The organism is Arthrobacter sp. zg-Y1171 (genome assembly GCF_025244845.1).
GTDB lineage: Bacteria > Actinomycetota > Actinomycetes > Actinomycetales > Micrococcaceae > Arthrobacter_B.
The window spans coordinates 3,325,955-3,348,285 of sequence record NZ_CP104264.1 but is presented as its reverse complement, the minus strand read 5'-3'; the positions used below and the strand labels follow the sequence as shown (position 1 = coordinate 3,348,285).

Genomic DNA, 22,331 nt, shown 5'->3' with positions numbered 1-22,331 from the left:
GTTTCCTTCGAAGGGGAGTGATGGATAGCGGGGTTGCGGGCCGGTGCCCTGCTCAGGCACCGGCACGCAGGACGTGCTTTTGGATCTTGCCGGTCGCGGTGCGGGGAAGCTCGGTAACGACGTTGATCCGGCGCGGCAGCTTGTAGGTGGCCAGCCGCTGGCCCAGCTGGGCGCGGAGGTCCTCGCTGGTGCGGGAGTCGCCGTCGGCCAGGACAATGAAGGCCAATCCGGTTTCGCCCCACTTCGAGTCGGGGATGCCGATGACCGCTGCATCCCGGACGCCGGGGATGTTCAGCAGCGCGTTTTCCACCTCGGCGGGATAAACGTTCTCGCCGCCGGAAATGTACATGTCCTTGATCCGGTCCTTGATGTACATGTATCCGTCTTCGTCCACGACGGCGATGTCACCGGAGTGATACCAACCGTCAGCAAGTGCCTTGGCGGTTTCTTCCGGCTTGTTCCAGTAACCGGACATCACGTTGGGGCCCCGGACGATCACTTCTCCGGGCGCACCCGGCGGCACGGGCTTGCCGTCGAAATCCACCACCTGATGCTCCGTGAAGAAATGCGAACGGCCCGCTGAGCCGGCTTTCGTAACGCCGTCACGTGCCTCGAGCATGCACACCCCGGGACCGGTCTCCGTCATGCCGAAGCCCTGCATGATGGCCGCCCCCTTGCCCGCCCAGGTGCGGATCATCCGTTCGGGGACCGGTGATCCTCCCACCATGAATCCACGAACCGAGGACAAATCCGCATCGGCAAACCCGGGGTGCTCGCTGAGTGCATCGAGCATGGCCGGAACCATGAAGGAGGAGGTGACTCGGGAAGCGGCGATTTCGCGCAGTACGGCGTCCGGCTTGAAGGAGCGGTGGATGATGATCCGGCCGCCCAGGGTGAAGGCGGGCAGGGTCATCATGTTCAACCCGGCAATATGGAACAGCGGCGCCACGGCCAGGTGCACCTCGTCCTGCCGCAGATCGACGCCGATCAGCGCGTTTACGTACTGGTAGAACAGATTCTGGTGCGAAAGCATCGCGCCCTTCGGCCGGCCGGTGGTGCCGGAGGTGTACATAATCAGGGCGAGATCCTCCATCTCGACGCCGTCCGGCACCGGATCCTCGCTGCCGGCGGAGAGGAAGTCTTCGAACCCGGTTCCCGGCCCGCCGCCGTCCACGCTCAGCCACCGGTCGACGTCGAGCTCCGCGGCGAGCTGTTCAATGTTCTCCCGCTGCTCATCGGTGTAGACCACGGCCCTGGCGCCGCAGTCGCGCAGGATGTAGTCCACCTCGGCCTGCCGCAGGCGCGGATTGACCAGGACGCAGGCGGCGCCGATCAGGCCGGCGGCAAAGAAGGTTTCCAACAGGGCCGGATGGTTGAAGCCGACGTAGGCCACGCGGTCTCCGCGGCGGATCCCGGCGTTGAGCAGGGCATTGGCCAGCTGGCGGACGCGGCGGTCCACGTCCGCGTAGCTCCACTCGCGACCCTCGAACACGATCGCCGGATCATGCGGGCGTACCTTTGCCCGCCGTGCCGGCCAGGAACCAATTCCCAGATTCACCATGACTCCTTTGTCGTGAGCTAGTTCACATCAAAAACCATTGGAACAGCAATCTATTGATAAAGTCAATGATTGTTGATGCGGACGACGGCGAAGGCGTTGGGCGCCCGGCGCGGTCGAAGATGACCGAGGCCTGACTGGAATGCTGGCGAGGGGCCGGATATCAACGGGCTGAATCCCGCCGCCGGCATCTCCCTGGTGCGCGTGCCGCTGGCCCTCAGCTGCTTTTGAGAATTCTCAAAGCAACAAGTTCGAGGATGGTAACCGTCAGCAAACCACTTATTCGGAGGTGAAACAGCACCATGGGTATAGGCAGCGGAGCTCGGAAAGTCATCGTCTGGGGCGGCGGTGCCCTTGCCGGTGTGGGCCTGCTGGTTGCCAGTTTTTTTGCGGGTACCGCCGTAGCGGAGAACCCGGAGTTTGAGCAGGTCGGCTCCACCGCCCAGGAACAGGATGCCGGGGACAACGAGAGCCGGGACTTCTTCGACGAGCAGGACACCCAGGACAAGCAGGACGAGCAGGACGAGCAGGACACCCGGGACGAGGAACGCCGGGACGCCGACGGCGAGGCGGAACAGGGTCCGGACGGCCAAGGTCCCGAGCAGAAGGACCCGGACGCCGAGGAGGGTGAAGGCCGGTACGACGACCACGGCCGCCACCACGGCCGGCACCATGACGGCGGCCACCACGACGGCGGACCGGATGCGGACGCGGAGAACCAAAGCGGGGACGGATCGGCCCCCGCGTAGTTTCCGCAGTCAAAGGGCCGGGTGCAGCGGCACCCGGCCCTTTTTGTGTGTCGAGCGACCGGTTCGCTCGTGTTCTTGAAGTTCATCGCGCGGTTTTCGGTATCCTGCCGCGCCCTGAAGTGGAACCATGGCAAAAAGGGCCGGCGGACAAACCGATCAGGAATCGTGCGTGAGGCGCACCGTGCAACGACCGATCAGGAAAGGGCGGTTTTCGCCGTCCCAGAGAGGGTGAGCCCGATGGGCATCTCCATCAATGCGGTATTTCTTCCCCAGACCGATCCCGATGCTTCGCTGGCGTTCTACCGCGACGTGCTGGGCTTCGAGGTCCGCAACGATGTCGGCTACGGCGACATGCGGTGGATCACGGTGGGGCCGCCGGACCAGCCGGGAACTTCCATTGTGCTGGAACCGCCCGCAGCGGACCCCGGCATCACTGACGCCGAGCGCAGGACCATCGAGGAAATGATGGCCAAGGGCACCTATGCCGGGATGATGCTGGCAACTGCCGATCTGGACGCGGCATTCGAGCGCGCCGTCGCCGGCGGAGCGGAGGTGGTCCAGGAGCCCATGGAGCAGGACTGGGGAGCGAGGGACTGCGCGCTGCGGGACCCGGCGGGCAATCAGCTGCGGATCCAGGAACTGCGGTAGCCTCCCGGCCCTACTCCCGGCGCGGCTCGGGCACCAGGTCCAGGAGGTGGGTTTCCACGTAGTCCAGGGCCAGGCGCACCGCACCGGTGGGCACCAGCATGGTGCCCAGGTTCGAAACGGCGACCCGGGGCGGTTTCACCACGTACCCGTTCAGCTCACGCGTCATGGCGGGCAGCAGGGCAGTGGCCGACGCCGCCACCGCGCCGCCGATCACGATCAGCCGAGGATCGAAGAACGAGGACACCAGTGCCAGTACCCGGGCCATCCGGCGGGCAATCCGGTCCAGGATTTCTTCGGCCACCGGGTCTCCGGCCTCGGCCGCTTCGAACACCAGCCGGGCCGAGGCGCGGTTGGTATCCGGTCCCACGAGTTCGCGGATGCGGCCGTTGTGCCCTTCCTTCAGTGCGGCACTGCCCCAAAGGCGGGCAAGCTTGGCAATGCCGTCCTCGTTGCCTACGCCTTCCACCAGGTCCAGCGCACCCATGGCGCCGGTGCCGCCGGTCGCACCGTGCAGCAGGCGGCCGGACTCGATGATGCCGCTGCCGAGGCGCTCGCCGGCCAGGATCACCGCCAGGTCGTTTTCGCCCGCGCCGACCCCGCGCCAGCGTTCGGCGAGGGCTGCCAGCTTGGCATCGTTTTCCACGAGCAGCGGCCAGCCGCGGGAATCGCTGAAGATGGTGCTCAGTCCGAGATCGAACATCGGCGCCACCTCCTGCCCCGGGGCGACGTCGCCGGCGCCGGTGACCTGCGCGGCGATGCCCATCCCCGCGCACAGCACGGCCGACGGGGAAATCCCTGCGTCCTGCAGGGCGGCATCGACGGCCTCGGTGACCACGCGCCGTCGTTGTTCCGGTTCGCCGCCGTGACGCGGGAACCGTGCCTCCGATTCGCCGACGACGGCGCCCGCGAGGTCGGCGACCAGTACCCGGACGGTGGCGATGCCGACGTCGAGCCCCAGGACATAGCCGGCACTTTCGTTGAATTCGAACCGGCGGGCGGGCCGGCCTTTTTGCCGGTCGATGCGCGGGGACTCCGTTTCCCGGGCCCAGCCCCGGGCAATCAGGTCATCACACACGGCAATGACGGTGGCGCGGGTCAGGCCGGTGGCGTTGATCAGGTCGGTGCCCGTGACGGAGGGGGCAGCACGGAGCACCTCCAGCACCGCGCGCAGGTTGGTGCGGCGCAGTAGCTGCGGAGTGTTTGCTGAGGCGTCCATGGAAGTGCCCTTTGACGTGTGGCGGTAATAACAGCATAATTATAGGAGACAATAAATTTAGTTCCTAAATTTAGTTTCAGCATCAAGGAGGCACCAGTGACGGTACGCGTCGGAATCAACGGTTTTGGTCGGATTGGCCGCAATTACCTGCGGGCAGCCCTGCAGCACGGCGAAGGGTTCGAGGTTGTCGCAGTCAACGACCTTGGCGACCCCGCGCAGCTGGCCCACCTGCTCAAGTACGATTCGGTAGCCGGACGCCTGGCCGAGAAGGTCACCGTCGAAGACGGAAACCTCGTGGTCGGCGGCCACACCATCAAGGTCTTCGCTGAGCGCGATCCCAGCAACCTGCCCTGGGCCGACCTCAACGTGGACATCGTCATCGAATCCACCGGCTTCTTCACCAACGCCGAGGATGCACGCAAGCACATCTCCGCCGGCGCCAAGAAGGTCCTGGTTTCCGCACCGGCCAAGGGTGACGCGTTCACCGTGGTCATGGGCGTGAATGACGGCGACTACGACGCCGAGAAGCACGACGTCATCTCGAACGCTTCCTGCACCACCAACTGCCTGGGCCCGCTGGCCAAGGTCCTGAACGACGCCTTCGGCATCGAAAAGGGCCTCATGACCACCGTGCACGCCTACACGGCAGACCAGAACCTGCAGGACGGCCCGCACAAGGACCTGCGCCGCGCCCGCGCCGCAGCCCTGAACATGGTTCCCACCTCCACCGGTGCCGCCAAGGCCATCGGCCTGGTCCTGCCGGAACTGAAGGGCAAGCTGGACGGTTTCGCCATCCGCGTTCCCGTCCCCACCGGTTCCGTCACCGACCTGACCGTCACGCTGGAAAAGGAAGCCACGGTCGAGGAGATCAACGCCGCCTACGCCAAGGCTGCACAGGATCCGCGCTGGGCCGGCATCCTCACCTACACCGAGGACGAGATCGTTTCCTCGGACATCGTGGGCGATCCGTCCTCCTGCATCTTCGACTCCGGCCTGACCCGCGTCATGGGCAACCAGGTCAAGATCGTCGGCTGGTACGACAACGAGTGGGGCTACTCCAACCGCCTGGTCGACCTGACCGGACTGGTTGCTTCCAAGCTCTAACAAGCAACAACGCACGACGGCGCCGCGCCGGACTCCCTGTGAGTCCGGGCGGCGCCGTCGTCGTTTAATGTGCAGGTTGCTGAAACAGGGGAAAGACGAAAAGAAAATCGGGGGAACCGTGAACCATTTGCGGTGAGCGGGCATTACAGGGTGTGAACACAGACAAAGAGATTGTGGAGCGGTCGCGGAGCGCCCCCGCCACATTCGGGGAACTCTATGACCGGCACGCGCCGGACATCTACCGGTACGCGGCCCGCCGTGCCGGTGACTTTGCTGCCGAAGACGTGATGGCGGAAACCTTCCTGGTCGCCTTCGAAGGCCGGGCCGGCTTTGACGGGCCGGCCGAAGCCGTGCGGCCCTGGCTCTTCGGCATCGCCACCAATTTGCTGCGCCGGCACCATCGCGCCGAAGCGCGCATGCTGCGTGCCCTGGCCCGAAACGGCGGCCGCGGACACTCCGCGGACGGGCTCGATGCGGTGGACGCGAAAGTGGATGCCGACGGCGACCGGTCCCGGATCGGTGCGGCCCTGCATGCGCTGGCACCGATCGAGCGGGAAGCCATCCTCCTCTACGCGTGGGCGGACCTGACCTACGACGGAATCGCCACCGCCACCGGCGTGCCTATCGGCACCGTCCGCTCCCGCATCAACCGTGCCCGGCGCAAGCTCCGGGCCGACCTCGGCTTTGCCCTTTTCGACGATATGGACAGTGATCATGGACGAACTGCACCTGCTCCGCACAACGCGTAACAGCACCGGAACGGTACTCCCGGCCGTCCTGGCCGCCGGGCGGGAGAAACTGATGCAAAAGGCCGCGGAAGAGGAATCCTCCCGTCGCGCGGCGGGCCCGGTGCACGCCCGGCGGCCCTGGCGCCGCACTCTGTTGGCCTCCGCCGCGGCTGCGGCGCTCGTTGCAACGCTCGTGGCGGTGGACGTTGTCGGAGCCAATGAACGCGCGGGTGCGACGGCGGAGGCGGCCTTGGTCCTCAACGCTGCGGCGACAGCCGCGATCAACATGTCTGATCCCGTAGTCCAGCCAGGCCAGTACCTGAAGATCGAAACCACCGGCGTGATAATGATGTTCGAGCGCGGGCCCGCAAATGACGCTACTCACCGGTGGCTAGCCAGTATGGACCGGCAGATGTATGTGCCGGCCGATAGGACCGGGGAATGGGTCTGGGCCTCGGAGCCCAGCGCACCGGTGCAATTCTTCGGCGAAGGTTCGCGGCAGGCGTCCGAGAGGATGGCGGCGGAAAGGCGGGCCTTCGGAATGCCGATGGAAGGCGAAGTGCTGCGTGCACCCGGCGGGCAATGGGGCGGCTCCGACTGGTATGTCCTCAACGATATGTCGCTGAACGAGGTGATTAAAAGCGCCCCCCGCGACCCGGACGAATTGTTGAAGATGATCTATGCACAAACAGAGGGCAACCACTGGAACACGGAGGCCGAAGCCTTCATGGCCTTCGCGAATATCCTGCGTACGGGAGCCGTTCCTGCGGACCTGCGTGCTGTGATCTACCAGGCCATTGCGCTGATTCCGGGAGTGTCCGTGGTGGACCGCGAGGCCACGTTGGACGGGCGGACCGGAGTCTCCCTGGGAATGAAAAGCAGCAATTACCGGGCCAGGATGGAAATCATCATCGACCCGGCGTCCGGCCACGTGATCGGCGAGCGGGAGGTGCAGCTCAGGGAGGACAAAGGGGTCCCGGCGGGCACCGTGACTGCTTGGACCGCAATCACCGCCTCCGTGGTGGATTCGGCGCCCTAGTTTGCCGGAACCCCTTGCCGGACCTCTCGATTGTCGATAAGTATTGATTGTCCTTCAATCGAAGTGGTCCGGTAGGGAGAGCCTGATGGGAAAAGCAACCATCCTGGCATTGCGGATAGTGCTGGTGCTGGTGTTCCTCGGCACCCTGTTTGTGCAGGCCGTACTGGTGCCGCTGTTCGGCATTGACCTGGCCGAGGCGGGCGCCGAAGCCGTCCGTGTGCCGGTCCTGGTGATTGTGGTGCTGGGGGTCCTCGCCTTCCAGGTCTGCCTGGTCTGCGTCTGGCGCCTGCTGACCATGGTCCGGCGGGAGACCGTGTTTTCCTCTGCGGCTTTCCGTTACGTGGATGTGGTGATTGGTGCGCTCTCGGTGGCAGCCCTGCTGCTCTTTGCGCTGGGGGCAGTGCTGGCACCGGGGGAAGGGGTGGCTCCCGGCATTGTCCTGCTGATTGGCGGCATGGGGGTGACCGTTGCGGCCGGTGCCCTGCTGGTGCTGGTGATGCGGGCGCTTCTGGCCTCCGCCGTCGACACCGCGGCCGAAGCCAGCCGCCTGCGCGCCGAACTCGGCGGGGTGATCTGATGCCGATCATTGTGGACATCGACGTGATGCTGGCGAAGCGCAAGATGCCGGTTGGCGTGCTGGCCGAGCGGATCGGCATCACCCCGGCGAACCTTGCCGTGCTGAAGAACGGCCGTGCCAAGGCGGTGCGGTTCACCACTCTGGCTGCCCTTTGCGAGGTACTGGACTGCCAGCCCGGGGACCTGCTGCGCTGGGAGGCCGGTGAAACGGACGGGGCCGACGACAGTGGCGGGTTCCTCGTCGCCGTGCCCCGCCAACCGGCAGACTAGGCCATCGATTCATCTGTCGCGTCCGTGAGGATCCGGCCTCCTTGCAGGTCTTCCCGTCCGGAAGCCGCGTCTTCTGCCAGTCCGGCTTTTAGTCGGGCGGCAGCGTGCTGTCCGGCACGGCGGCCGCTGAAAATGCAGTCTGCGAGGGATAGTCCGCTGACGTAACTGTTGGAACAGACGCCGACAGCATTGCGGCCAGCGGCATAGAGGCCAGGGATAAGCGTCCCGTCCTGCCGTTTCACCAGCCCGGACTCCCCGTCCACCACCAGTCCGCCCAGCGTGAGGCCCGGAATCGGATAGAACGGCGAGGCATCAACGGAAATGTCGTAGGCATAGAAGGGAGCCTTGCCTACGGGAACGGATAGTTCAGGAGCTTTATGGGCGGGATCGCCGGCGCCGCTGGCAATACCATGGTTGTAGGCCTCAACGGTTTGCTGCAGACCCGAGGCATCAACACCGATTTTCATCGCCAGCTCCGCGAGGGTATCCGCTTTCTTGTGGCCCACGGTCAGAAGGAAGGCGACCTGTAGCTTTTGGAAAATCTGGGTCTGGGACCGGACCTGGCCGCGCGCTTTCTTCCAACTCACCGAGTCATAGACGGCCCAGCCCTTGCCGCCGAACTCCCGCATCAGCACGTTGCCGTGGGTGGCCCCGTAGAGATCCTCGTTCTTGATCCGGCGGCCGTTCAGCCCCACGGTAACTCCTTCTATGAAGGCGCTCGGCGGGGAGAGGAACCGCCAGGCCGTCACGTTGCCCATCTTGGCCGTGGCTCCGCCCGCATCCATGCCGAGCCGGATTCCCGACCCATCATCCGCCGGTGTTCCCAGCGGGGAAATCCCGGTAAATTCCGGGGCGTAACGCTGGACCCATTCCTGGTTGTAGATGAAGCCTCCAGCAGCCAGAACCACTGCTGTCGCGCGGGCTTCCTTCTCTTCGGCGCCGTTTTCCCACAGGCTCTTGATCTTCGCCACCGGTCCTTTCACCAGACCGGGAGCCCAGTTGCCCAGCTTCCCCGTGAGGCGGGTCAGCCGTGCGTGTTCCGCCGCATTGGCATGGTCCTGCCCGAGTACGCGGTACCGCACCCCCACCACGCCTCCGTCCTCGACGATCAGGTCACTCACTTGGGCCAGTGGAACGAACACCACCCCCTTCCGACGGGCGGCGGCAGCGAGGGCTGACCACAGCACCTTGCCTGAAGCCAGCCCCTTGGCAACGGCGCGGTGTCCACGCGGCGCGGGTTCGGCAGTGAGGTTGTACGGATAGGCCTTCTCGTTGCCGGAAAAATACAGGTAGTGCTGATCGGTGGGGTACGACGTCTTGTAGGACGGAACACTGCTTCCGAAGACCACTCCCTGCTGCTCCAGCCAGGTGATTGTCTCCGGGCTCTGGGCGCAGAAGCGGCGAAGCGTTGAGTCGTCAACACTGTTGCCCGCCTCCTGCCGCAGGTAGTTGTAGAGGTTCTCGACGGTGTCTTCGTAGCCGGCCTCGCGTTGCTGCCGGGTGCCGCCACCTGCATAAACGACGCCTCCGGAAAGGGCGCTCGCTCCGCCGCCGTAAGACCGGTCCAACACCAACACCCGTGCTCCGTTGTCGGCTGCCTCAATGGCTGCTGCCGCACCTGCGTCTCCGTACCCCACTACGATCACATCGAACTGCTGCACTTCGGGCATAACGACCTCCTTGTCGGTACCTCAATTCCGGCAGAGTCTGCCATAACTCGCAGAACGGGACAAGGGCTACGGTTGAGCCATGAGTTCGAGCAGACGGGCACCGGGACGGCCCCCGCTTCTGGAAGACGTTGAATTGCGTGCACGGGCATTCGACGTCGTCGTCCGGCAGGGCTACGAAAACGTCACCGTTGGAGACATCGCGGCGGAGGTAGGAGTAAGCGTCCGTACCCTGCATCGATACTTTCCTGCCAAGGCGGACATTGTCTGGGGAGCCGTTGACTCTGCTTTTGAGGCGTTGAAGCAGGGGTTCGATCAAGCGGGAGAGGACCTTCCCCTCATCGACCTCATCATCGCCGCCGTCACGGCGGCGTTCGGAGAGCCCGATGAACATTCCGTGCTCAGCCGCCAGCGCATGCGGCTGATCGTGACCATCCGCGAACTGCAGTCCAGCCAGTCGGAGATGTACCAGTTGTGGCACGGTCAACTGGTAGAGATCATCTCCAGGCGACTGGGTGAACCCGAGGACGGACTCCGACCGAGGGCGCTGGCCTCGGCCGTGCAGGCTGCGATCATGGAAGCCCTCGCGTTCTGGGCATTCCAGGATGATGCAGACACGCCTTCGGCGGTTGTCGCCAAGGCACTGAGGGCGTTCGAGCTGTTGAATGCGGCGGCGGCGCGGGACTAGCGGTCAGCCGTGCCGGTGCTGCTCCAGCACCCGCCCCAAGATGCGCGCCCCCTCGCCGAACGCACCGGGATTCGGCCCGGAGTAGTTCAGCCGCAGATAGGCACCGGCCTGCTCGGCCGGAAACCACTCGTTCCCCGGTGCCACCCGCACGCCGGCGCTTTCGCAGTCCCGGGTGAGGGCGGCGAGGTCCGTGTTGTCCGGCAGGCGCACCCACAGGTTGAGTCCGCCCTTGGGGACCGCCTCCACCTGGGCTAGCGGAGCGTGCTCCCGGAGCGCATCAATCAGCAGGTCCCGCCGTCCTGCCAGCTGGGGCCGCAGCTGGCGCAGATGCGTGCGCCAGGCGGGCTGGGTGACGACGTCGAGCGCCACCGCCTGCAGTATTCCGCTGACATACACGGAGGATGCCTGGAAATCCGCCAGCAGCCGTTCGCGTGCAGGGCCGCGGGCAATGATGGCCGCCACCCGCACCGCCGGGGAAATGCTCTTGGTGAGGGAGCGCAGGTACACCACGTGCCCGCCGTCATCGCGGGCGGCCAGGGGCGCGGGATCAGCGGCAATGCCGAAGTCATGTGCCCAGTCATCTTCGATCAAAAACGCCCCGTGCCGCCGTACGGTCTGCAGCACCTGGTCGGCCCGCTGCCGCGACCAATAGGCACCGGTGGGGTTGGCGAAAGCGGGCTGGGCGTAGAAAGCCCGCGCGCCGGTCTGAGCGAAGGCGCGGGCCAGCTCCTCCGGGTCCGGTCCGTCACCGCCGCTGGGCACCGGGACCACCTGCACCCCGGCCTGCGCGGCGGCCAGGATGGCGCCCCAATAGGTGGGGGATTCCATCAGCAGCGGGCGTCCGGACCCCACGAGGGCGCGGAAGGCGGCGCTGAGCCCGATCTGGCTGCCGGGGAGGATTACGACGTCGGAGGCTGCCGGAGGTGCCACCCCCGGCGGGGCATCCCTGCCCAGTTCGGCGGCAAACCAGGCACGCAGTTCGGGCAGCCCGGCGGCGGGGGAGCGGGAGAGGGCGGCGTCGGTGCGGGCGGCGCGGGCGAAAGCTGCCCGGACCAGGCGTCCGGGCAGCAGCTCCGGGTCCGGATAGCCGGAGTGCAGCGCAATCACGTCATCCGCCACGGACCGCATGGCGGTGGAGAGGGTGGGCAGGCTGCGCGGAGCGCCGAGGGCGGCGGTCTGCCAGCCGTAGTCGTGAGCGCGGGCAACGGTGCGGGCGCGGACGAAAGTTCCTGCACCGGGCCGGCCTTCCACCAGGCCCAGGGATGCCAGGGTCCGCAGCGCTTTCTGCACCGTGACCGGGCTGGCTCCGTGCCGTGCCACGAGCTCCCGGGTGGACGGCAACTGTGCCCCGGGAGCCGCCGCCGAGATCCACGAGCGCAGGTCTGCCACGATCCGGTTCGCACTGCTACTATCGGCCATGAAGCCACATAATAGCGCTACTCTCCGAGTGCCAACAGTGCTACCGCCCAGCCGCGAGGGCCTGTGGTGGGGCCTGCTCGGCGTCACCGCCTTCTCCTTTACCCTTCCCTTCACCCGACTCGCCGTGGCGGGCGGCATGGCGCCGCTTTTTGTCGGATCAGGCCGGGCGGTGGTCGCCGCCCTGCTCGCTGCCGCCGCGCTTGCACTGACCCGGCAGCGGCTGCCCCGGGGCACGCAATGGGCGCGCCTGACCCTGGTAGGCGGCGGCGTGGTAGCCGGTTTCCCGCTGCTGACCTCCTTCGCACTCGCCACCGCCCCGGCCAGCCACGGCGCCGTTGTCACCGCCCTCCTGCCCGCCGCCACCGCCGTTATGGCAGTCCTGCGCACGCATGAGCGTCCGCCCCGCCGGTTCTGGGTTATGGCAGCCGTCGGGGCAGCGGCCGCCGTTGGGTTCGCGGCCCTCCAGGGCGGCGGGCTGGCCGGGCTGCACCCGTCGGACCTGCTGTTGTTCGCCGCGGTGATCGCCGGAGCGGTTGGCTACGCCGAGGGCGGCATCCTGACCCGGGAGCTGGGTGCCTGGCAGACCATTTCCTGGGCGCTGGTGCTCGCCTCGCCGGTGATGGCAGGCCTGACTTTGTTCAGCCTTGCCGGGAGGGCACCTGCCGGCGGCCCGGGGGAATGGGCTGCCTTCGCCTACCTGGGTGTGGTGAGCATGTTCCTGGGCTTCTTCGCCTGGTACCGCGGCCTGGGCATCGGCCCCATGGCCCAGGTCAGCCAGGTACAGCTGGCCCAGCCGGTGCTGACCATCTGCTGGGCAGCCCTGCTCCTGCATGAGCAGCTGACCTGGGCCACCGTCCTGGGCGGGCTGGCCGTCATCCTCTGCGCCGGCGTCGCCGTGCGGACCCGCGGACGGAAGGCGCCGCCGTCGTCCGCGTGACCGGCACGCACCGGAGCCGGGCTCAGGGCCAGGAATCCTCCTGATCGTGGCAGATCAGCATTTCGCGGACTTCGCAGCCGACGGGCTGGCCCAGCACAAAGAGGATTGCCGCGGCCACGTTTTCCGGATCGTTCAGCCGTGAATCGTCCTGCGGGCGGTACTGCTCGGTGCGGTCCTCGAAAAACCGCGTTTTCATGCCGCCGGGAATCATGGTGGTCACACCCACCTGGCCGCGGGTCTCGGCGGCCAGGGCGCGGCTGAAGCCGATCACCCCGAACTTGGAGGCGCAGTACGCCGTCGCATCGGAGACGGCCTTGAGCCCCAGCGTGGAAGCCACGGTGATGACCCGGCCGTGGGAGGCGGCCAGATACGGCAGGGCGGCGCGGACCACGGAGACCGTGCCCAGCAGGTTCACGCCGATGACCTTCTCCCATTCCTCCGCCGCCACGTCTTCTAGCCGGCCGCAGCGGTCAATACCGGCGGCGGTGACCACGGCATCGAGTCCGCCCAGGATCTGCGCCGCCTCCCGGACGGCCGCTTCCACGCCGGCGCGGTCCGCCACGTCCACCTGCACGGCCTTGGCCTCCGTGACGGCGCTGATATCCCGGTCCAGCACCACCACGGACCCGCCGGCGGCGGTCACGGCGGCACTGACGGCGGCGCCCAGCCCGGAGGCGCCGCCGGTGACCAGCACCCGGCCGGTAAACACCGCGGGAAGGGGGCGCGTTTGGAGGAGGGGGTCCGGAACCGGGACAGGACCGGGCACAGGATCGGGCAGTGAAGCCGGCGCGGGGGCCGCGGGGAACAGGGTCATGGGAATTCCTTTCAGCGGAGTTATTAGGGGGCAGTGGAGCCAGGGGCCGGGGCCGCTCAGCCGACCTTCGCGAGTGCGGAGGCCAGGGCCGTGGTGGAACGGGCCGGATGGAACGGGACGGTGACCGTTTCCCCGCCCCATGAACGGATCAGCGCGGCCTCCGGAAGTTGGTCTTCGCGGTAATCCCCGCCCTTGACCCAGATGTCCGGGCGCAGCCGTTCCAGCACGGCGGCCGGGGTGTCCTCTTCGAAGACCAGGACCCCGTCCACGCATTCCAGGGACTGCAGCAGTTCCGCCCGGTCCCCGGCACCGATAATCGGGCGCTGCTCTCCTTTGAGCCGCCGGACGGAATCGTCGGAGTTCAGGCAGACAATCAGGCAGTCGCCCAGCCCCCGGGCCGCCAGCAGGGTGCGGGCATGCCCGGCGTGGAGCAGATCGAAGCAACCGCCGGTGGCCACCACGGTTCCGCCGCGCGCCCGGACCTGCGCCGCGGTCGCCATCGCGTCCGGTGTTTCGGTGCCGAAGATGGGGTCCTCCGCGTCCAGTCCGGCCACCCCGCCGGCGGCCAGGAAAGAGGCCGCCGCCTGCACCGCGCCTTCGGCGGCGGTTTCCAGCCCGTCGCCGTCGAGCAGCCGCACGGCGAGGGAAGCGGCAAACCGGTCTCCGGCACCGCACGCGTCCTCGGCGGAAACCTTCGGGGCCGGAAGTATCTGTGCCAACCCCGCTGCGGGGAGGGCCAGCGCGCCCTGCGCCCCCAGGGTGAGCACCACGGATTGGCTTTGCCAGCGGGTCAGCAGTTTTTCCGCCGCCCGAAGTGCGGCCGGAACCCCGCCCGGTGCCTCCCCGGCAGCGGACAGGGCCTCAGCCAGGTTCGGCGTCACTGCCGCAACCCCGGGCACCGGATCGGCCCCGGCCGGGTGCGGGTCCCAGACCACGGGGATACGCCCTGCCAAGGTCCCCAGCAGGTCCCGGAGGGCCGGGTTGGCCGTGAGCCCGCGGCCGTAGTCGGCAACCACCACCGCATCGGCCGCCGCGACCACGGACAGCATCTGCGCGGTGACCGCAGGGACCGGGGCGGGGGAGCAGCCCTGGTCGAAGCGGACCACGGCGTGGGTGCCGGCCCGGATCCGCGTCTTTACCGGGGTGGGAGCGTCGGACGGGCCGGAGGTCAGGGGGATGCCGGCCAGCGCGGTCCGCAGCAGCCCGGAGGCGTCGTCGTCGGAGAGTACCGTCACCAGATGGACCTGCCGGCCGTCCCGCTCCAGCAGGCGCGCCACCAGGCCCGCTCCGCCGGCCCGGCGTCCGACGTCGTCCACGTCCACCACGGGCACGGGCGCATCGGGGGAGAGGCGCTGGGCCGAGCCGGAAATGTCCGTGTCCAGCAGGACATCACCCACCACTACGATTGTCTTCACGCGGTTCCTCCTGCAGCGGTGAGCCGTTCAATCTCGGCGTCAAAGGACCGGCAGAGGGCATGCAGGGCAACCAGATGGGCCTCCTGTGCATTTGCTGCCGGTGCATCAATGGCAATGAAGTCCTCACAGGCCGCCGCGAGCGGATTCGGCGCCCGGCCGGTCAACGCCCAGGTCCGCAGCCCGGCAGCGTGTGCGGCCTGCACTGCGGCCAGCAGGTTGGGGCTCGCGCCGCTGGTGGAGAAGAGGATGAGGACGTCTCCGGGCCTGCCGTGGCCCCGCACCTGCCGGGCGTAGAGCTGGTCGAAGCCGTAGTCGTTGGCGATGGCCGTCACGGCTGAGGTTTCGGCATGCAGGGCAATCGCGGAAAACGGGCGGCGCTCGCCGTCGAACCGTCCCACCAGTTCCGCGCTCAGGTGCTGGGCTTCGGCCGCGGACCCCCCGTTTCCGGCGGTCAGCAGCCGGTGCCCGGCCAACAGGCGGGCCGCCAGCTCAAGGCCCCATTCCGTCAGGTGCCGGGCCTGCCGTTGGAGGGAGAGCAGGGCGGGCTGCGCCTGGGCCAGGTGGTCCAGCACTGCCTGCTCCGGCCCGGAGACGGGCGCGGTGACCGGTGATTCGATGCTCACAGCGCCTTCCCTCCCAGCGGCTGCAGCCGTCCGGGCCTCGCCGCGGCGCCCAGCGCCAGCTGATAGGCCTTCTCCGTCTCCAGTGCCACCCGGTCCCAGGAGTAGCGGGCGGCGGCGCGCTGCTTGCCCGCTGCGCCGAGCCGCCGGGCGTAGCGGGGGTTCTGCAGCAGCTCCTTGAGCGCGGCGGCCAGGGCTGCCGGATCCCGTGGCGGCACATGCAGGCCGGTTCTGCCGTGGACCACGGTGTCGATCAGCCCGCCCACTGCCGAGGCAACAACGGGCACTCCGCACGCCATCGCCTCCAGCGGCACGATCCCGAAGGGTTCATACCAGGGCGCGCACACCACGGCATCGGCGCTGCGCAGTACTGCGGGCATTTGTTCGCGGGGGACCTGGCCCCGGAGCAGCACCCGGTCCGCCACATCCAGGGACCGGGCGAGGGCCAGCAGCCGGCGGGCCTCCGGATCCGATTCCAGTCCGGCACTGTCACTGGAGCCGCCGACAATCAGCAGCTCCACATCTTCCAGGCCCTCGTCCCGCAGCAGTGCAAGGGCCCGGATGGCCAGGTCCACGCCCTTGCGCGGCACCAGGCGCCCGACGGCGGCAATCCGGTGCCGCCGTCCGCGTGGTTCCGCCGGCCCGCTGGAAGAGAAGAGGGACAGATCCACGCCGCAGGGCGCAATGGAGATCCGGCTGCCCGGCACCCCGATGGCCTTGAGTTCGAAGACCTCGTCCGAACAGGTGGCCAGCACCCGGTCCGCCCGCCGGCCCACGGAGGGTTCCAGCCAGGCCCGTTCCGGCGGGGACGTGTCCTCGGCACCCTGATGCCGTTTCTTCACGGTGCCCAGGGCGTGGAAGGTGTGGACCACCGGCACGCCCTCGTCTCCGGCGCTCCGGGCCGCCTCCAGCGCGGCGAGCCCGGACATCCAGAAGTGCGAGTGCACGACGTCGGGCGGTTCGGTTCCCCAGTCGGCCAGCACGCCGCCGGCCAGCTGCCCCATGTACGGCAGCAGGTCATCCTTGGGCAGCGGCAGGGCCGGACCGGCGGTCAGGTGCACTACCTCCAGGCCGTCCTGCACCTGCACCCGGTCCGGGAGCCCGGGATCGTCCCTCCGCGTGTACACCTGCACGGTGTGGCCGCGGGCGGCCAGCGCCACGGACAGCGCGGCCACATGCACGTTCTGGCCGCCGGCATCCACCCCGCCCAGTGCGGCCAGCGGACTTGCATGTTCGGACACCATTGAGATTCTCACTGTTGTCCCCCTCCTGTTGATGCCGGTGCGGTTCCCGCGGCCGGAAGAAACGTTGCGGCGGAAACCGTCTCGGTCAGCAGGTCCGCGAAGAGCCGGTCCCAGTCGGAGAGGAACCGCTCCAACCCGTACCGGGCCAATGCCGCCGTACGGGCGGCCCGGCCGCAGGCGCGTGCCTGCTCGGGCTCGGCCAGGAACATCCGTGCCGCCCGGACCAGCTCGTCGGGATCGTTGCTGGCCATCCCCGCCTCCGGCGGGATTGCCCGGACCGCTTCAGTGGTTGCAAGGGCCAGGACCGGCAGTCCCAGATGCATAGCCTCAAGCAGGGACAGGCCCAGCGACGTCCAGCGCATCGGGTGCAGGTAGGCCCGGCAGCCGGCCAGTTCCCGGTGCAGCCTGGCAACGGGCAGGTCGCCGCGGACCAGCAGGCGGTCTGCGCCCAGCAGTCCGGGCAGCCGTTCCGTGCCCATCCCGAAGATTTCCAGCGGTGCGGCCCGGGCAAATCCGGGCAGGAGATCGGTGCCGGCCACCCGGCTGCGGCGGACCGGCTCGTTCACCACCACTCCAAGATGCGGGCGCTCCCCGGTGTAGCGGTAGCCGGGGTCGGGGATGCCGTGTTCGATCACCCGTACCGGCGCCCTCCCGGTGTCCCAGATCAAGCGGTTGAACTGCGTGACGTGCACAACCGGGATGTCCGTTCGGCCCGCCAGCGGATGCCGGGTCTCGGGCACGTTGCCGCGCGGGGTGTTGTGTTCCAGGTACACCGCCGGAATGTCGCGGCCGGGCCGCCTGCCGAGCAGGCGGGTGCAGGCTTCGATCTCTTCGGGACGCTGCAGCACGACGACGTCGATCTGCTGTGTGCGTAGATCTTCCGGCACCACTTCCACGGCAGCTGCCGGCCAGGACCGGCCGCCGCGTCCCAGCCCCCAGCCATCCCGTGCGGGAGTAGCCGGCAGCAGGTACTCATGGGCGCCGCGGACAAAGGCCTCCATCCAGCCGCCGTGCACGTGCCACAGCAGAATCCTCATCGGTGCCTCATTTCACGGTGCGTCTGCAGCGACGGCACGCCGGTGACCAGGCGCTGCACCGCTTCCACCACCTGCTCTGGGGAAACGCCGGAGAGGCAGGGATGCCCGGGCACCGGGCAGATCCGGGCACGGGTTCCGCTGCAGGCAGCGTGCTGGTTCCCCAGCAGTTCCAGCGGAACCCCGTAGGGCGCCCACCGGATGGCGGGCACCACGGGTGCGAAGAGGCTCACCACCGGAGTGCCTGCCGCGGCCGCCAGATGGGCCGGCCCGGTGTTTCCGGCCACCACCGCGTCCGCTCCGGCCAGGACTGCCGCCAGCGTGGCCAGATCCGTGCGTCCGCCCAGGTCCAGGCCGGCTACCGCCGCCACGGTGGCGGTCAGCTCCTTCTCTCCGGGGCCGCCGGTGACCACCACGCGGAAGCCGGCGGCGGTAAGCAGTTCGACGGCGGCGGCATGGTGCAGCGCCGGCCAGGCCCGGGCCGGGACGGCGGCACCCGGATGCACCGCGATGTAGGGTCCGGTGCCCACCAGGTGGGAGACGTCGGGCAAGGGTCCCAGCCGCAGCCGGCCGTCGTCGCCGGCGGGAAGCGGAAAACCTGCGGCGGCAGCGATCCGCAGCGCACGATCCACCTCCGGCTGGTCTTCGGGGAAGTCCTCCCCGGGTTTGAGCCGGTGGGCCAGTAAGGCACCGGCGTAATCCGAGGACGCCCCCGTAATAGTGCGTACCCCGGCTTCGCGGAGCAGCAATGCCAGGGGCAGCGGGGACTGGTGGAAGGACGTCAGGATCACCGCCTCCTCGGCCCGGACGGACCGCACCATGACCCGCAGTGCCTCCAGCAGGTCCCGGGAAGGTTCCGGGGCAGGATTCAGGATCCAGGGACAGGACCACTCCAGCACCTGCGCGACCCCGGGCAGCAGCCGTCCGGCGGGCGCCCCCTGCGGACCGCACAGCAGCACCGTTTCCACCTCCGGTGCCGCCGCCACCGCCCGGACGGCAGGGCCCGCGAGCAGGACGTCCCCGGCGCCGTCGAGCCGGGCCACCAACACCCGGCGGCTCATCGGCTGCCCCACAGCAACTCCACGGCCTCGGCCAGGTCGCCCGCCACGAGCGGAGCCGCGGCGGTTTCCTCGGCACGGGTAGCGGCGGTGGGCACCAGCACGCCGCGTGCACCGGCGGCCGCGGCGGCTCCGACGTCGGCACCAATGTCACCGATGACGGCGACTTCTGCCGGATCGAGCCCCAGGCGGCGGCTGGCCCGCAGCACCATGCCGGGCATCGGCTTGCGGCAGGCGCAGCCGTCGCCCGGTGCATGCGGGCAGATTTCCCAGACATCGAACGGTCCCAGCAGGCCTTCGACGGCGTCGTTCACTCCCGCTACTTCTTCGGCGGACAGCATTCCGCGGCCGATGCCGGACTGGTTGGTGATTACCCCTACGGCCACGCCGGCTTGCCGCAGCCCGGCCAGCACCTCGACGGCGCCGGGCACCGGCCGCACGCGCGCCGGATCCGCGTTGTAGGGCACGTCAAAAATCAGCGTGCCGTCCCGGTCAAACAGGACGGCACGCGGCGGCGACGGCAAAAATCCCATACCGCATCTGTTCCCCGCCGGAAGGGAAGCTAAACACCGCGGGGACCACTTCTTCGACAACCGGATCAGCCGCCCCACGCGTATCCCGCGGCACAATCTTCTGGCAGGATGTGGACGTTCTGGCAGGAGTTGACCCGACCGGAAGGAAACTGCGCCCATGTCCGAGGTGCCCGAGCGTCCCGAACTGCTGGTGCTGCGAGCCTTGAAACTGGGGGATCTGCTGGTTGCAGTTCCGGCGCTGAAGGCCCTGCGGCGGGAGTATCCGGAGCACCGTATCCGGTATGCCGCGCAGGAGTGGCTGCGTCCCATCCTGCCGCTCACCGGCGCCGTGGATGACCTGCTTCCCCTGCACGGCCTGGATGTGCCCATTCCGCTCGAACCCGGACAAATCGACGTGGCCGTGAACCTGCACGGCAGCGGTCCGGAGAGCTGCAGCAGGATCGAGGCGCTGCAGCCCCGTCGCCGGATCGGGCACGCCGGACCCGGATGGGACGGTCCGCCGTGGAAGGACGGCGTCCACGAACGCGAGCGGTGGGCAGGACTGCTGTCCTGGCACGGCATCCCGGCGGATCCGCTGGATTACCGGTTGGCTCCGCCGCCGGCGGCGGAAAACGCACCGGAAACGGTAGTGATCCATGTGGGCGCGGCCTACGGCAGCCGGCTCTGGCCCGCGGACCGGTTTGCCGACGTCGCCCGTGAACTCGCCGCCACCGGTTCCCCGATTCTCTTTACGGGCAGCGGGTCCGAGCGGCAGCGGGCGCTCGCCGTCGCCGCCGCCGCCGGGCTTGGGGCGGAGTGCGTTGTGGCCGGTGAGCTCCGGCTGGACGAGTTCGCCGCCGTGATTTCCCGATCCCGGCTGGTGATCTCGGCCGATACCGGTGCGGCGCATCTGGCGTCGGCCTATGCCCGGCCGTCAGTGGTCCTGTTCGGCCCGGCGCCGGTCAGTGAATGGGGTCCGCCGCCGGGTCCGCACATCGCCCTGACCGACGGAAGCCGACGCCGCGGAGACACCTTCGCCACGGATCCGGACCCTGCGCTGCTGGCGGTCACAGTGGAGGACGTCCTGGCCGCCGTGGATAAGCTCGAGGCGCTCTAACGGTCGCTGAGGCGCAGCCGGCCGCCGGACGCGTCCACCGTTAGATCCGCCCGCCCGCCGATCGGCAGGGTCAGCTGCGGCTGGGTGTGCCCGAAATCCACGTTCGCCAGAACCGGCAGGCCTGCCAGGGCAGGCTGGGCAGCGATCTCCTGCAGATGCGGCAGCGTGATGCCGCTGGACGCCTGGAACCTGCCGATGACCAGACCCTGAATATCTTCCGCGTCCGGCTGCTGGAGCAGGGAGGTGAGGTCACGGGCAAAGGTCATGGGATCGGTGGAGGCATCGTCCTCCAGCATGAGGACGGCGCCGGCCAGCGGAGGCATCTGCGCGGTCCCCTGCAGGAGGTTCAGCGTGCACAGGTTTCCTCCGATAATTCGGCCGGAGGCGCTGCCCTGCTGCACGGGCCACCATCCGGTCCCCGGCCGGGGACTGCGGTTGTCCTGGTCCAGGAACCAGGCATCGTCGGTCCACTCCGGGGAGGGGGAAAGCTCCATCCGGTAGCCGTTCACCAGCGCGTCCTCGAACCACTGCTGCGTTAGGTCAAAGTGGTCCCGCATACCGAAGCTGGACCAGTGCGGACCGGAATAGGTCACCAGGCCGGTGTGGGCGAAGATCGCGTTCTGCAGCGCCGTAATGTCGGAATATCCGCACAGGATCTTCGGATTGGCGGCAATCAGGTCCCAATCCAGATAGGGGAGCAGCTCGTTGCTGTTGAAGCCGCCGATGACGGTCAGGATGCCCTTGACCTCCGGATCCGCAAACGCGTCATGCAGGTCGGCAACGCGGGAGGCGACCGATGTGGAGTCGAAAATGTCGCGCTCATCCACGTGGCGGCCGTAGGAAAGCCGCAGGCCCAAGTCGGCGAAACGGCGTTCGATGAGGGCGCTGTGATCGTGTTCGGCCACCATGGCGCGGCTGGCCGCCGGGGCAATGACGCGCAGCAGGTCGCCCCTGGCCAGTTTGGGCGGGACGGTGGCTGGCGGGACTCTATTTTCCGGGCTGGCAGTTTCCGGAGCGGCGGCAGGATCCATGCTGGAACGGTAACAGGGCGCCGTGCGGTATCCGGGGAGGGCAGGGCAGGCCGCGCGGCGGTTCAGGCGGTTGCGCTGCCCCTGGCCGCGGGCGTCGCTGCTTGGCTGAGTGGCTTGGGCGCATCCAGCAGGTCATGCTGCAGCCGCACCAGGATCCTCGCCAGTCCGCGGGAGACCTGCATCTGGGTCAGGCCCAGCCGCTCTCCGATGGCCTGCTGGGATTCCTCGTGGAAATACCGCAGGAACAGCAGCTCCTTGTCCTGGTCCGTCAGGTCCCGCACGGCGCGGCGCAGCATGGCAAGGTTCTCGGCCCGCTCCAGCCGGCCATCGGCTACGGCCCATTGTTCGGCGCCGGTGGTGTCCGCCAAGGCTTCGAGGGATTCCGGGCGAAGGCTGCTCTGGCAGTTCAGTGCTTCCGAAACGGCTTTCGTGGGAACTCCCAATGCCTCGGACAATTCACGGAGTGACGCTTCCCGCCCCAGTGTCTGCAGGAGTTCCGGTTGCAGCCTGGCGATGGCGGTCCGCAGGTCCTGGAGCTGCCTCGGCGGCCGGACAACCCAGGAGTGATCCCGAAGATAGCGCTTGAGCTCGCCATGAATGGTGGGAACCGCGAAGGCGGGAAAGTGCGGGCCGACGGCAGGGTCAAAGCGGCGCACCGCCTTGATCAGGCCCATGTAGGCGACCTGGCGCAGGTCCGCCAGCTCGCGCCCTCTCCCCGCGTAGGCGGCGGCAGCCGTTTCGGCGATTTCCCGGTACCGGAGGACAAGTTCGTTGTGCAGCGCCTGCTGCAGGTCACCGCGTGCCTGGCGGGCCTTTTCAAACGGAAGCAGGGAGGACGGAACACCGGAGAAATCGCTCATGAGCAGCACGGGTTTTCAGGAGCAGGT

23 protein-coding genes are annotated in these 22,331 nt (G+C 68.2%); 10 read left to right on the top strand and 13 right to left on the bottom strand.

The genetic code is table 11. The features are described from left to right. Positions 1-52: 52 nt before the first annotated feature. Complete coding sequence (locus N2L00_RS15790) at positions 53-1,558, bottom strand: long-chain fatty acid--CoA ligase (RefSeq protein WP_255862250.1); 1,506 nt, start codon at positions 1,556-1,558, stop codon at positions 53-55. A 302-nt stretch (positions 1,559-1,860) separates the two neighbouring features. On the opposite strand from N2L00_RS15790, the gene N2L00_RS15785 reads away from it, so the two are divergent. Further along, positions 1,861-2,307, top strand: coding sequence for a hypothetical protein (locus tag N2L00_RS15785; RefSeq protein WP_255862251.1), 447 nt, complete (start codon positions 1,861-1,863; stop codon positions 2,305-2,307). Positions 2,308-2,544: 237 nt separating this feature from the next. Beyond that, positions 2,545-2,955, top strand: coding sequence for a VOC family protein (locus tag N2L00_RS15780; RefSeq protein ID WP_255862252.1), 411 nt, complete (start codon positions 2,545-2,547; stop codon positions 2,953-2,955). A gap of 10 nt (positions 2,956-2,965) precedes the next feature. Here the strand turns inward: N2L00_RS15780 and N2L00_RS15775 are convergent, their stop codons facing one another. Then, positions 2,966-4,171, bottom strand: a complete 1,206-nt coding sequence (locus tag N2L00_RS15775) for an ROK family protein (protein ID WP_255765458.1) — start codon at positions 4,169-4,171, stop codon at positions 2,966-2,968. 96 nt (positions 4,172-4,267) lie between these two features. On the opposite strand from N2L00_RS15775, the gene gap reads away from it, so the two are divergent. The 5 genes from gap (at position 4,268) to N2L00_RS15750 (ending at position 7,888) form a co-directional block, all read left to right on the top strand. Further along, positions 4,268-5,275 (top strand): type I glyceraldehyde-3-phosphate dehydrogenase, encoded by a 1,008-nt coding sequence (gene gap / locus N2L00_RS15770; RefSeq protein ID WP_255765457.1) that lies wholly within the window; start codon positions 4,268-4,270, stop codon positions 5,273-5,275. Between the two features lie 152 nt (positions 5,276-5,427). Next, positions 5,428-6,024, top strand: coding sequence for an RNA polymerase sigma factor (locus N2L00_RS15765; RefSeq protein ID WP_255765456.1), 597 nt, complete (start codon positions 5,428-5,430; stop codon positions 6,022-6,024). Continuing rightward, entirely contained in the window at positions 5,990-7,042 is a 1,053-nt protein-coding gene (locus N2L00_RS15760; protein WP_255862253.1) for a CU044_5270 family protein, read from the top strand. The genes N2L00_RS15765 and N2L00_RS15760 overlap by 35 nt, the downstream gene beginning before the upstream one ends. Before the next feature lie 85 nt (positions 7,043-7,127). Then, positions 7,128-7,619, top strand: coding sequence for a DUF2975 domain-containing protein (locus N2L00_RS15755; RefSeq protein WP_255862254.1), 492 nt, complete (start codon positions 7,128-7,130; stop codon positions 7,617-7,619). Further along, positions 7,619-7,888 (top strand): helix-turn-helix transcriptional regulator, encoded by a 270-nt coding sequence (locus N2L00_RS15750; RefSeq protein WP_255862255.1) that lies wholly within the window; start codon positions 7,619-7,621, stop codon positions 7,886-7,888. Before N2L00_RS15755 ends, N2L00_RS15750 begins: the two co-directional genes overlap by 1 nt. Here the strand turns inward: N2L00_RS15750 and N2L00_RS15745 are convergent. Beyond that, on the bottom strand, positions 7,885-9,558 hold the full coding sequence (locus tag N2L00_RS15745; protein ID WP_255862256.1) for an FAD-binding protein: 1,674 nt from the start codon (positions 9,556-9,558) through the stop codon (positions 7,885-7,887). The genes N2L00_RS15750 and N2L00_RS15745 overlap by 4 nt on opposite strands. Before the next feature lie 79 nt (positions 9,559-9,637). Between N2L00_RS15745 and N2L00_RS15740 the strand changes: the two genes are divergently transcribed. Then, positions 9,638-10,243, top strand: a complete 606-nt coding sequence (locus N2L00_RS15740) for a TetR family transcriptional regulator (protein WP_255765451.1) — start codon at positions 9,638-9,640, stop codon at positions 10,241-10,243. A 3-nt stretch (positions 10,244-10,246) separates the two neighbouring features. Here N2L00_RS15740 and N2L00_RS15735 read toward each other — a convergent pair whose 3' ends face one another. Beyond that, a complete protein-coding gene (locus tag N2L00_RS15735; RefSeq protein ID WP_255862257.1) occupies positions 10,247-11,662 on the bottom strand; it encodes a PLP-dependent aminotransferase family protein in 1,416 nt (471 codons plus the stop codon). Here N2L00_RS15735 and N2L00_RS15730 point away from each other — a divergent pair. Further along, on the top strand, positions 11,661-12,599 hold the full coding sequence (locus N2L00_RS15730) for a DMT family transporter (RefSeq protein ID WP_255862258.1): 939 nt from the start codon (positions 11,661-11,663) through the stop codon (positions 12,597-12,599). The two genes, N2L00_RS15735 and N2L00_RS15730, sit on opposite strands and share 2 nt — an antisense overlap. Positions 12,600-12,621: 22 nt before the next feature. Here the strand turns inward: N2L00_RS15730 and N2L00_RS15725 are convergent, their stop codons facing one another. From N2L00_RS15725 to N2L00_RS15695, 7 genes are read right to left on the bottom strand one after another with little or no spacing between them, the layout of a single operon-like run. After that, positions 12,622-13,413 carry an SDR family oxidoreductase gene (locus N2L00_RS15725; protein ID WP_255862259.1) on the bottom strand — a complete coding sequence of 264 codons (792 nt, stop codon included), beginning with the start codon at positions 13,411-13,413 and terminating at the stop codon, positions 12,622-12,624. A gap of 56 nt (positions 13,414-13,469) precedes the next feature. Further along, complete coding sequence (locus N2L00_RS15720) at positions 13,470-14,828, bottom strand: PfkB family carbohydrate kinase (protein ID WP_255862260.1); 1,359 nt, start codon at positions 14,826-14,828, stop codon at positions 13,470-13,472. Beyond that, positions 14,825-15,451: an SIS domain-containing protein gene (locus N2L00_RS15715; RefSeq protein WP_370646956.1), complete on the bottom strand. Its 627-nt coding sequence runs from the start codon at positions 15,449-15,451 to the stop codon at positions 14,825-14,827. The genes N2L00_RS15720 and N2L00_RS15715 overlap by 4 nt, the downstream gene beginning before the upstream one ends. Further along, positions 15,448-16,704, bottom strand: coding sequence for a glycosyltransferase (locus N2L00_RS15710; RefSeq protein ID WP_255862261.1), 1,257 nt, complete (start codon positions 16,702-16,704; stop codon positions 15,448-15,450). The genes N2L00_RS15715 and N2L00_RS15710 overlap by 4 nt, the downstream gene beginning before the upstream one ends. Continuing rightward, positions 16,701-17,729: a glycosyltransferase gene (locus N2L00_RS15705; protein ID WP_255862262.1), complete on the bottom strand. Its 1,029-nt coding sequence runs from the start codon at positions 17,727-17,729 to the stop codon at positions 16,701-16,703. The genes N2L00_RS15710 and N2L00_RS15705 overlap by 4 nt, the downstream gene beginning before the upstream one ends. Beyond that, positions 17,726-18,787, bottom strand: coding sequence for a glycosyltransferase family 9 protein (locus tag N2L00_RS15700; RefSeq protein WP_255862794.1), 1,062 nt, complete (start codon positions 18,785-18,787; stop codon positions 17,726-17,728). The genes N2L00_RS15705 and N2L00_RS15700 overlap by 4 nt, the downstream gene beginning before the upstream one ends. Continuing rightward, complete coding sequence (locus tag N2L00_RS15695; RefSeq protein ID WP_255765444.1) at positions 18,784-19,317, bottom strand: HAD-IIIA family hydrolase; 534 nt, start codon at positions 19,315-19,317, stop codon at positions 18,784-18,786. Before N2L00_RS15695 ends, N2L00_RS15700 begins: the two co-directional genes overlap by 4 nt. Before the next feature lie 157 nt (positions 19,318-19,474). Between N2L00_RS15695 and N2L00_RS15690 the strand changes: the two genes are divergently transcribed. Beyond that, positions 19,475-20,413, top strand: a complete 939-nt coding sequence (locus tag N2L00_RS15690; protein WP_255862263.1) for a glycosyltransferase family 9 protein — start codon at positions 19,475-19,477, stop codon at positions 20,411-20,413. On the opposite strand, the gene N2L00_RS15685 is transcribed toward N2L00_RS15690, so the two are convergent. Together N2L00_RS15685 and N2L00_RS15680 are read right to left on the bottom strand one after the other, a co-directional pair. Next, positions 20,410-21,444 carry a S66 peptidase family protein gene (locus tag N2L00_RS15685; RefSeq protein ID WP_255862264.1) on the bottom strand — a complete coding sequence of 345 codons (1,035 nt, stop codon included), beginning with the start codon at positions 21,442-21,444 and terminating at the stop codon, positions 20,410-20,412. The two genes, N2L00_RS15690 and N2L00_RS15685, sit on opposite strands and share 4 nt — an antisense overlap. Positions 21,445-21,506: 62 nt before the next feature. After that, positions 21,507-22,304 (bottom strand): sigma-70 family RNA polymerase sigma factor, encoded by a 798-nt coding sequence (locus N2L00_RS15680; RefSeq protein ID WP_255862265.1) that lies wholly within the window; start codon positions 22,302-22,304, stop codon positions 21,507-21,509. Between the last annotated feature and the right edge of the window lie 27 nt (positions 22,305-22,331).

Excerpts from the sequence above, each read along its gene's own strand:
- N2L00_RS15785 (WP_255862251.1), top strand. The coding sequence starts at position 1,861 with ATGGGTATAGGCAGCGGAGCTCGGAAAGTCATCGTCTGGGGCGGCGGT.
- N2L00_RS15780 (WP_255862252.1), top strand. The coding sequence starts at position 2,545 with ATGGGCATCTCCATCAATGCGGTATTTCTTCCCCAGACCGATCCCGAT.
- N2L00_RS15775 (WP_255765458.1), bottom strand. The coding sequence starts at position 4,171 with ATGGACGCCTCAGCAAACACTCCGCAGCTACTGCGCCGCACCAACCTG.
- N2L00_RS15760 (WP_255862253.1), top strand. The coding sequence starts at position 5,990 with ATGGACGAACTGCACCTGCTCCGCACAACGCGTAACAGCACCGGAACG.
- N2L00_RS15755 (WP_255862254.1), top strand. The coding sequence starts at position 7,128 with ATGGGAAAAGCAACCATCCTGGCATTGCGGATAGTGCTGGTGCTGGTG.
- N2L00_RS15750 (WP_255862255.1), top strand. The coding sequence starts at position 7,619 with ATGCCGATCATTGTGGACATCGACGTGATGCTGGCGAAGCGCAAGATG.
- N2L00_RS15745 (WP_255862256.1), bottom strand. The coding sequence starts at position 9,558 with ATGCCCGAAGTGCAGCAGTTCGATGTGATCGTAGTGGGGTACGGAGAC.
- N2L00_RS15740 (WP_255765451.1), top strand. The coding sequence starts at position 9,638 with ATGAGTTCGAGCAGACGGGCACCGGGACGGCCCCCGCTTCTGGAAGAC.
- N2L00_RS15730 (WP_255862258.1), top strand. The coding sequence starts at position 11,661 with ATGAAGCCACATAATAGCGCTACTCTCCGAGTGCCAACAGTGCTACCG.
- N2L00_RS15735 (WP_255862257.1), bottom strand. The coding sequence starts at position 11,662 with ATGGCCGATAGTAGCAGTGCGAACCGGATCGTGGCAGACCTGCGCTCG.
- N2L00_RS15725 (WP_255862259.1), bottom strand. The coding sequence starts at position 13,413 with ATGACCCTGTTCCCCGCGGCCCCCGCGCCGGCTTCACTGCCCGATCCT.
- N2L00_RS15705 (WP_255862262.1), bottom strand. The coding sequence starts at position 17,729 with ATGAGGATTCTGCTGTGGCACGTGCACGGCGGCTGGATGGAGGCCTTT.
- N2L00_RS15700 (WP_255862794.1), bottom strand. The coding sequence starts at position 18,787 with ATGAGCCGCCGGGTGTTGGTGGCCCGGCTCGACGGCGCCGGGGACGTC.
- N2L00_RS15695 (WP_255765444.1), bottom strand. The coding sequence starts at position 19,317 with ATGGGATTTTTGCCGTCGCCGCCGCGTGCCGTCCTGTTTGACCGGGAC.
- N2L00_RS15690 (WP_255862263.1), top strand. The coding sequence starts at position 19,475 with ATGTCCGAGGTGCCCGAGCGTCCCGAACTGCTGGTGCTGCGAGCCTTG.
- N2L00_RS15685 (WP_255862264.1), bottom strand. The coding sequence starts at position 21,444 with ATGGATCCTGCCGCCGCTCCGGAAACTGCCAGCCCGGAAAATAGAGTC.
- N2L00_RS15680 (WP_255862265.1), bottom strand. The coding sequence starts at position 22,304 with ATGAGCGATTTCTCCGGTGTTCCGTCCTCCCTGCTTCCGTTTGAAAAG.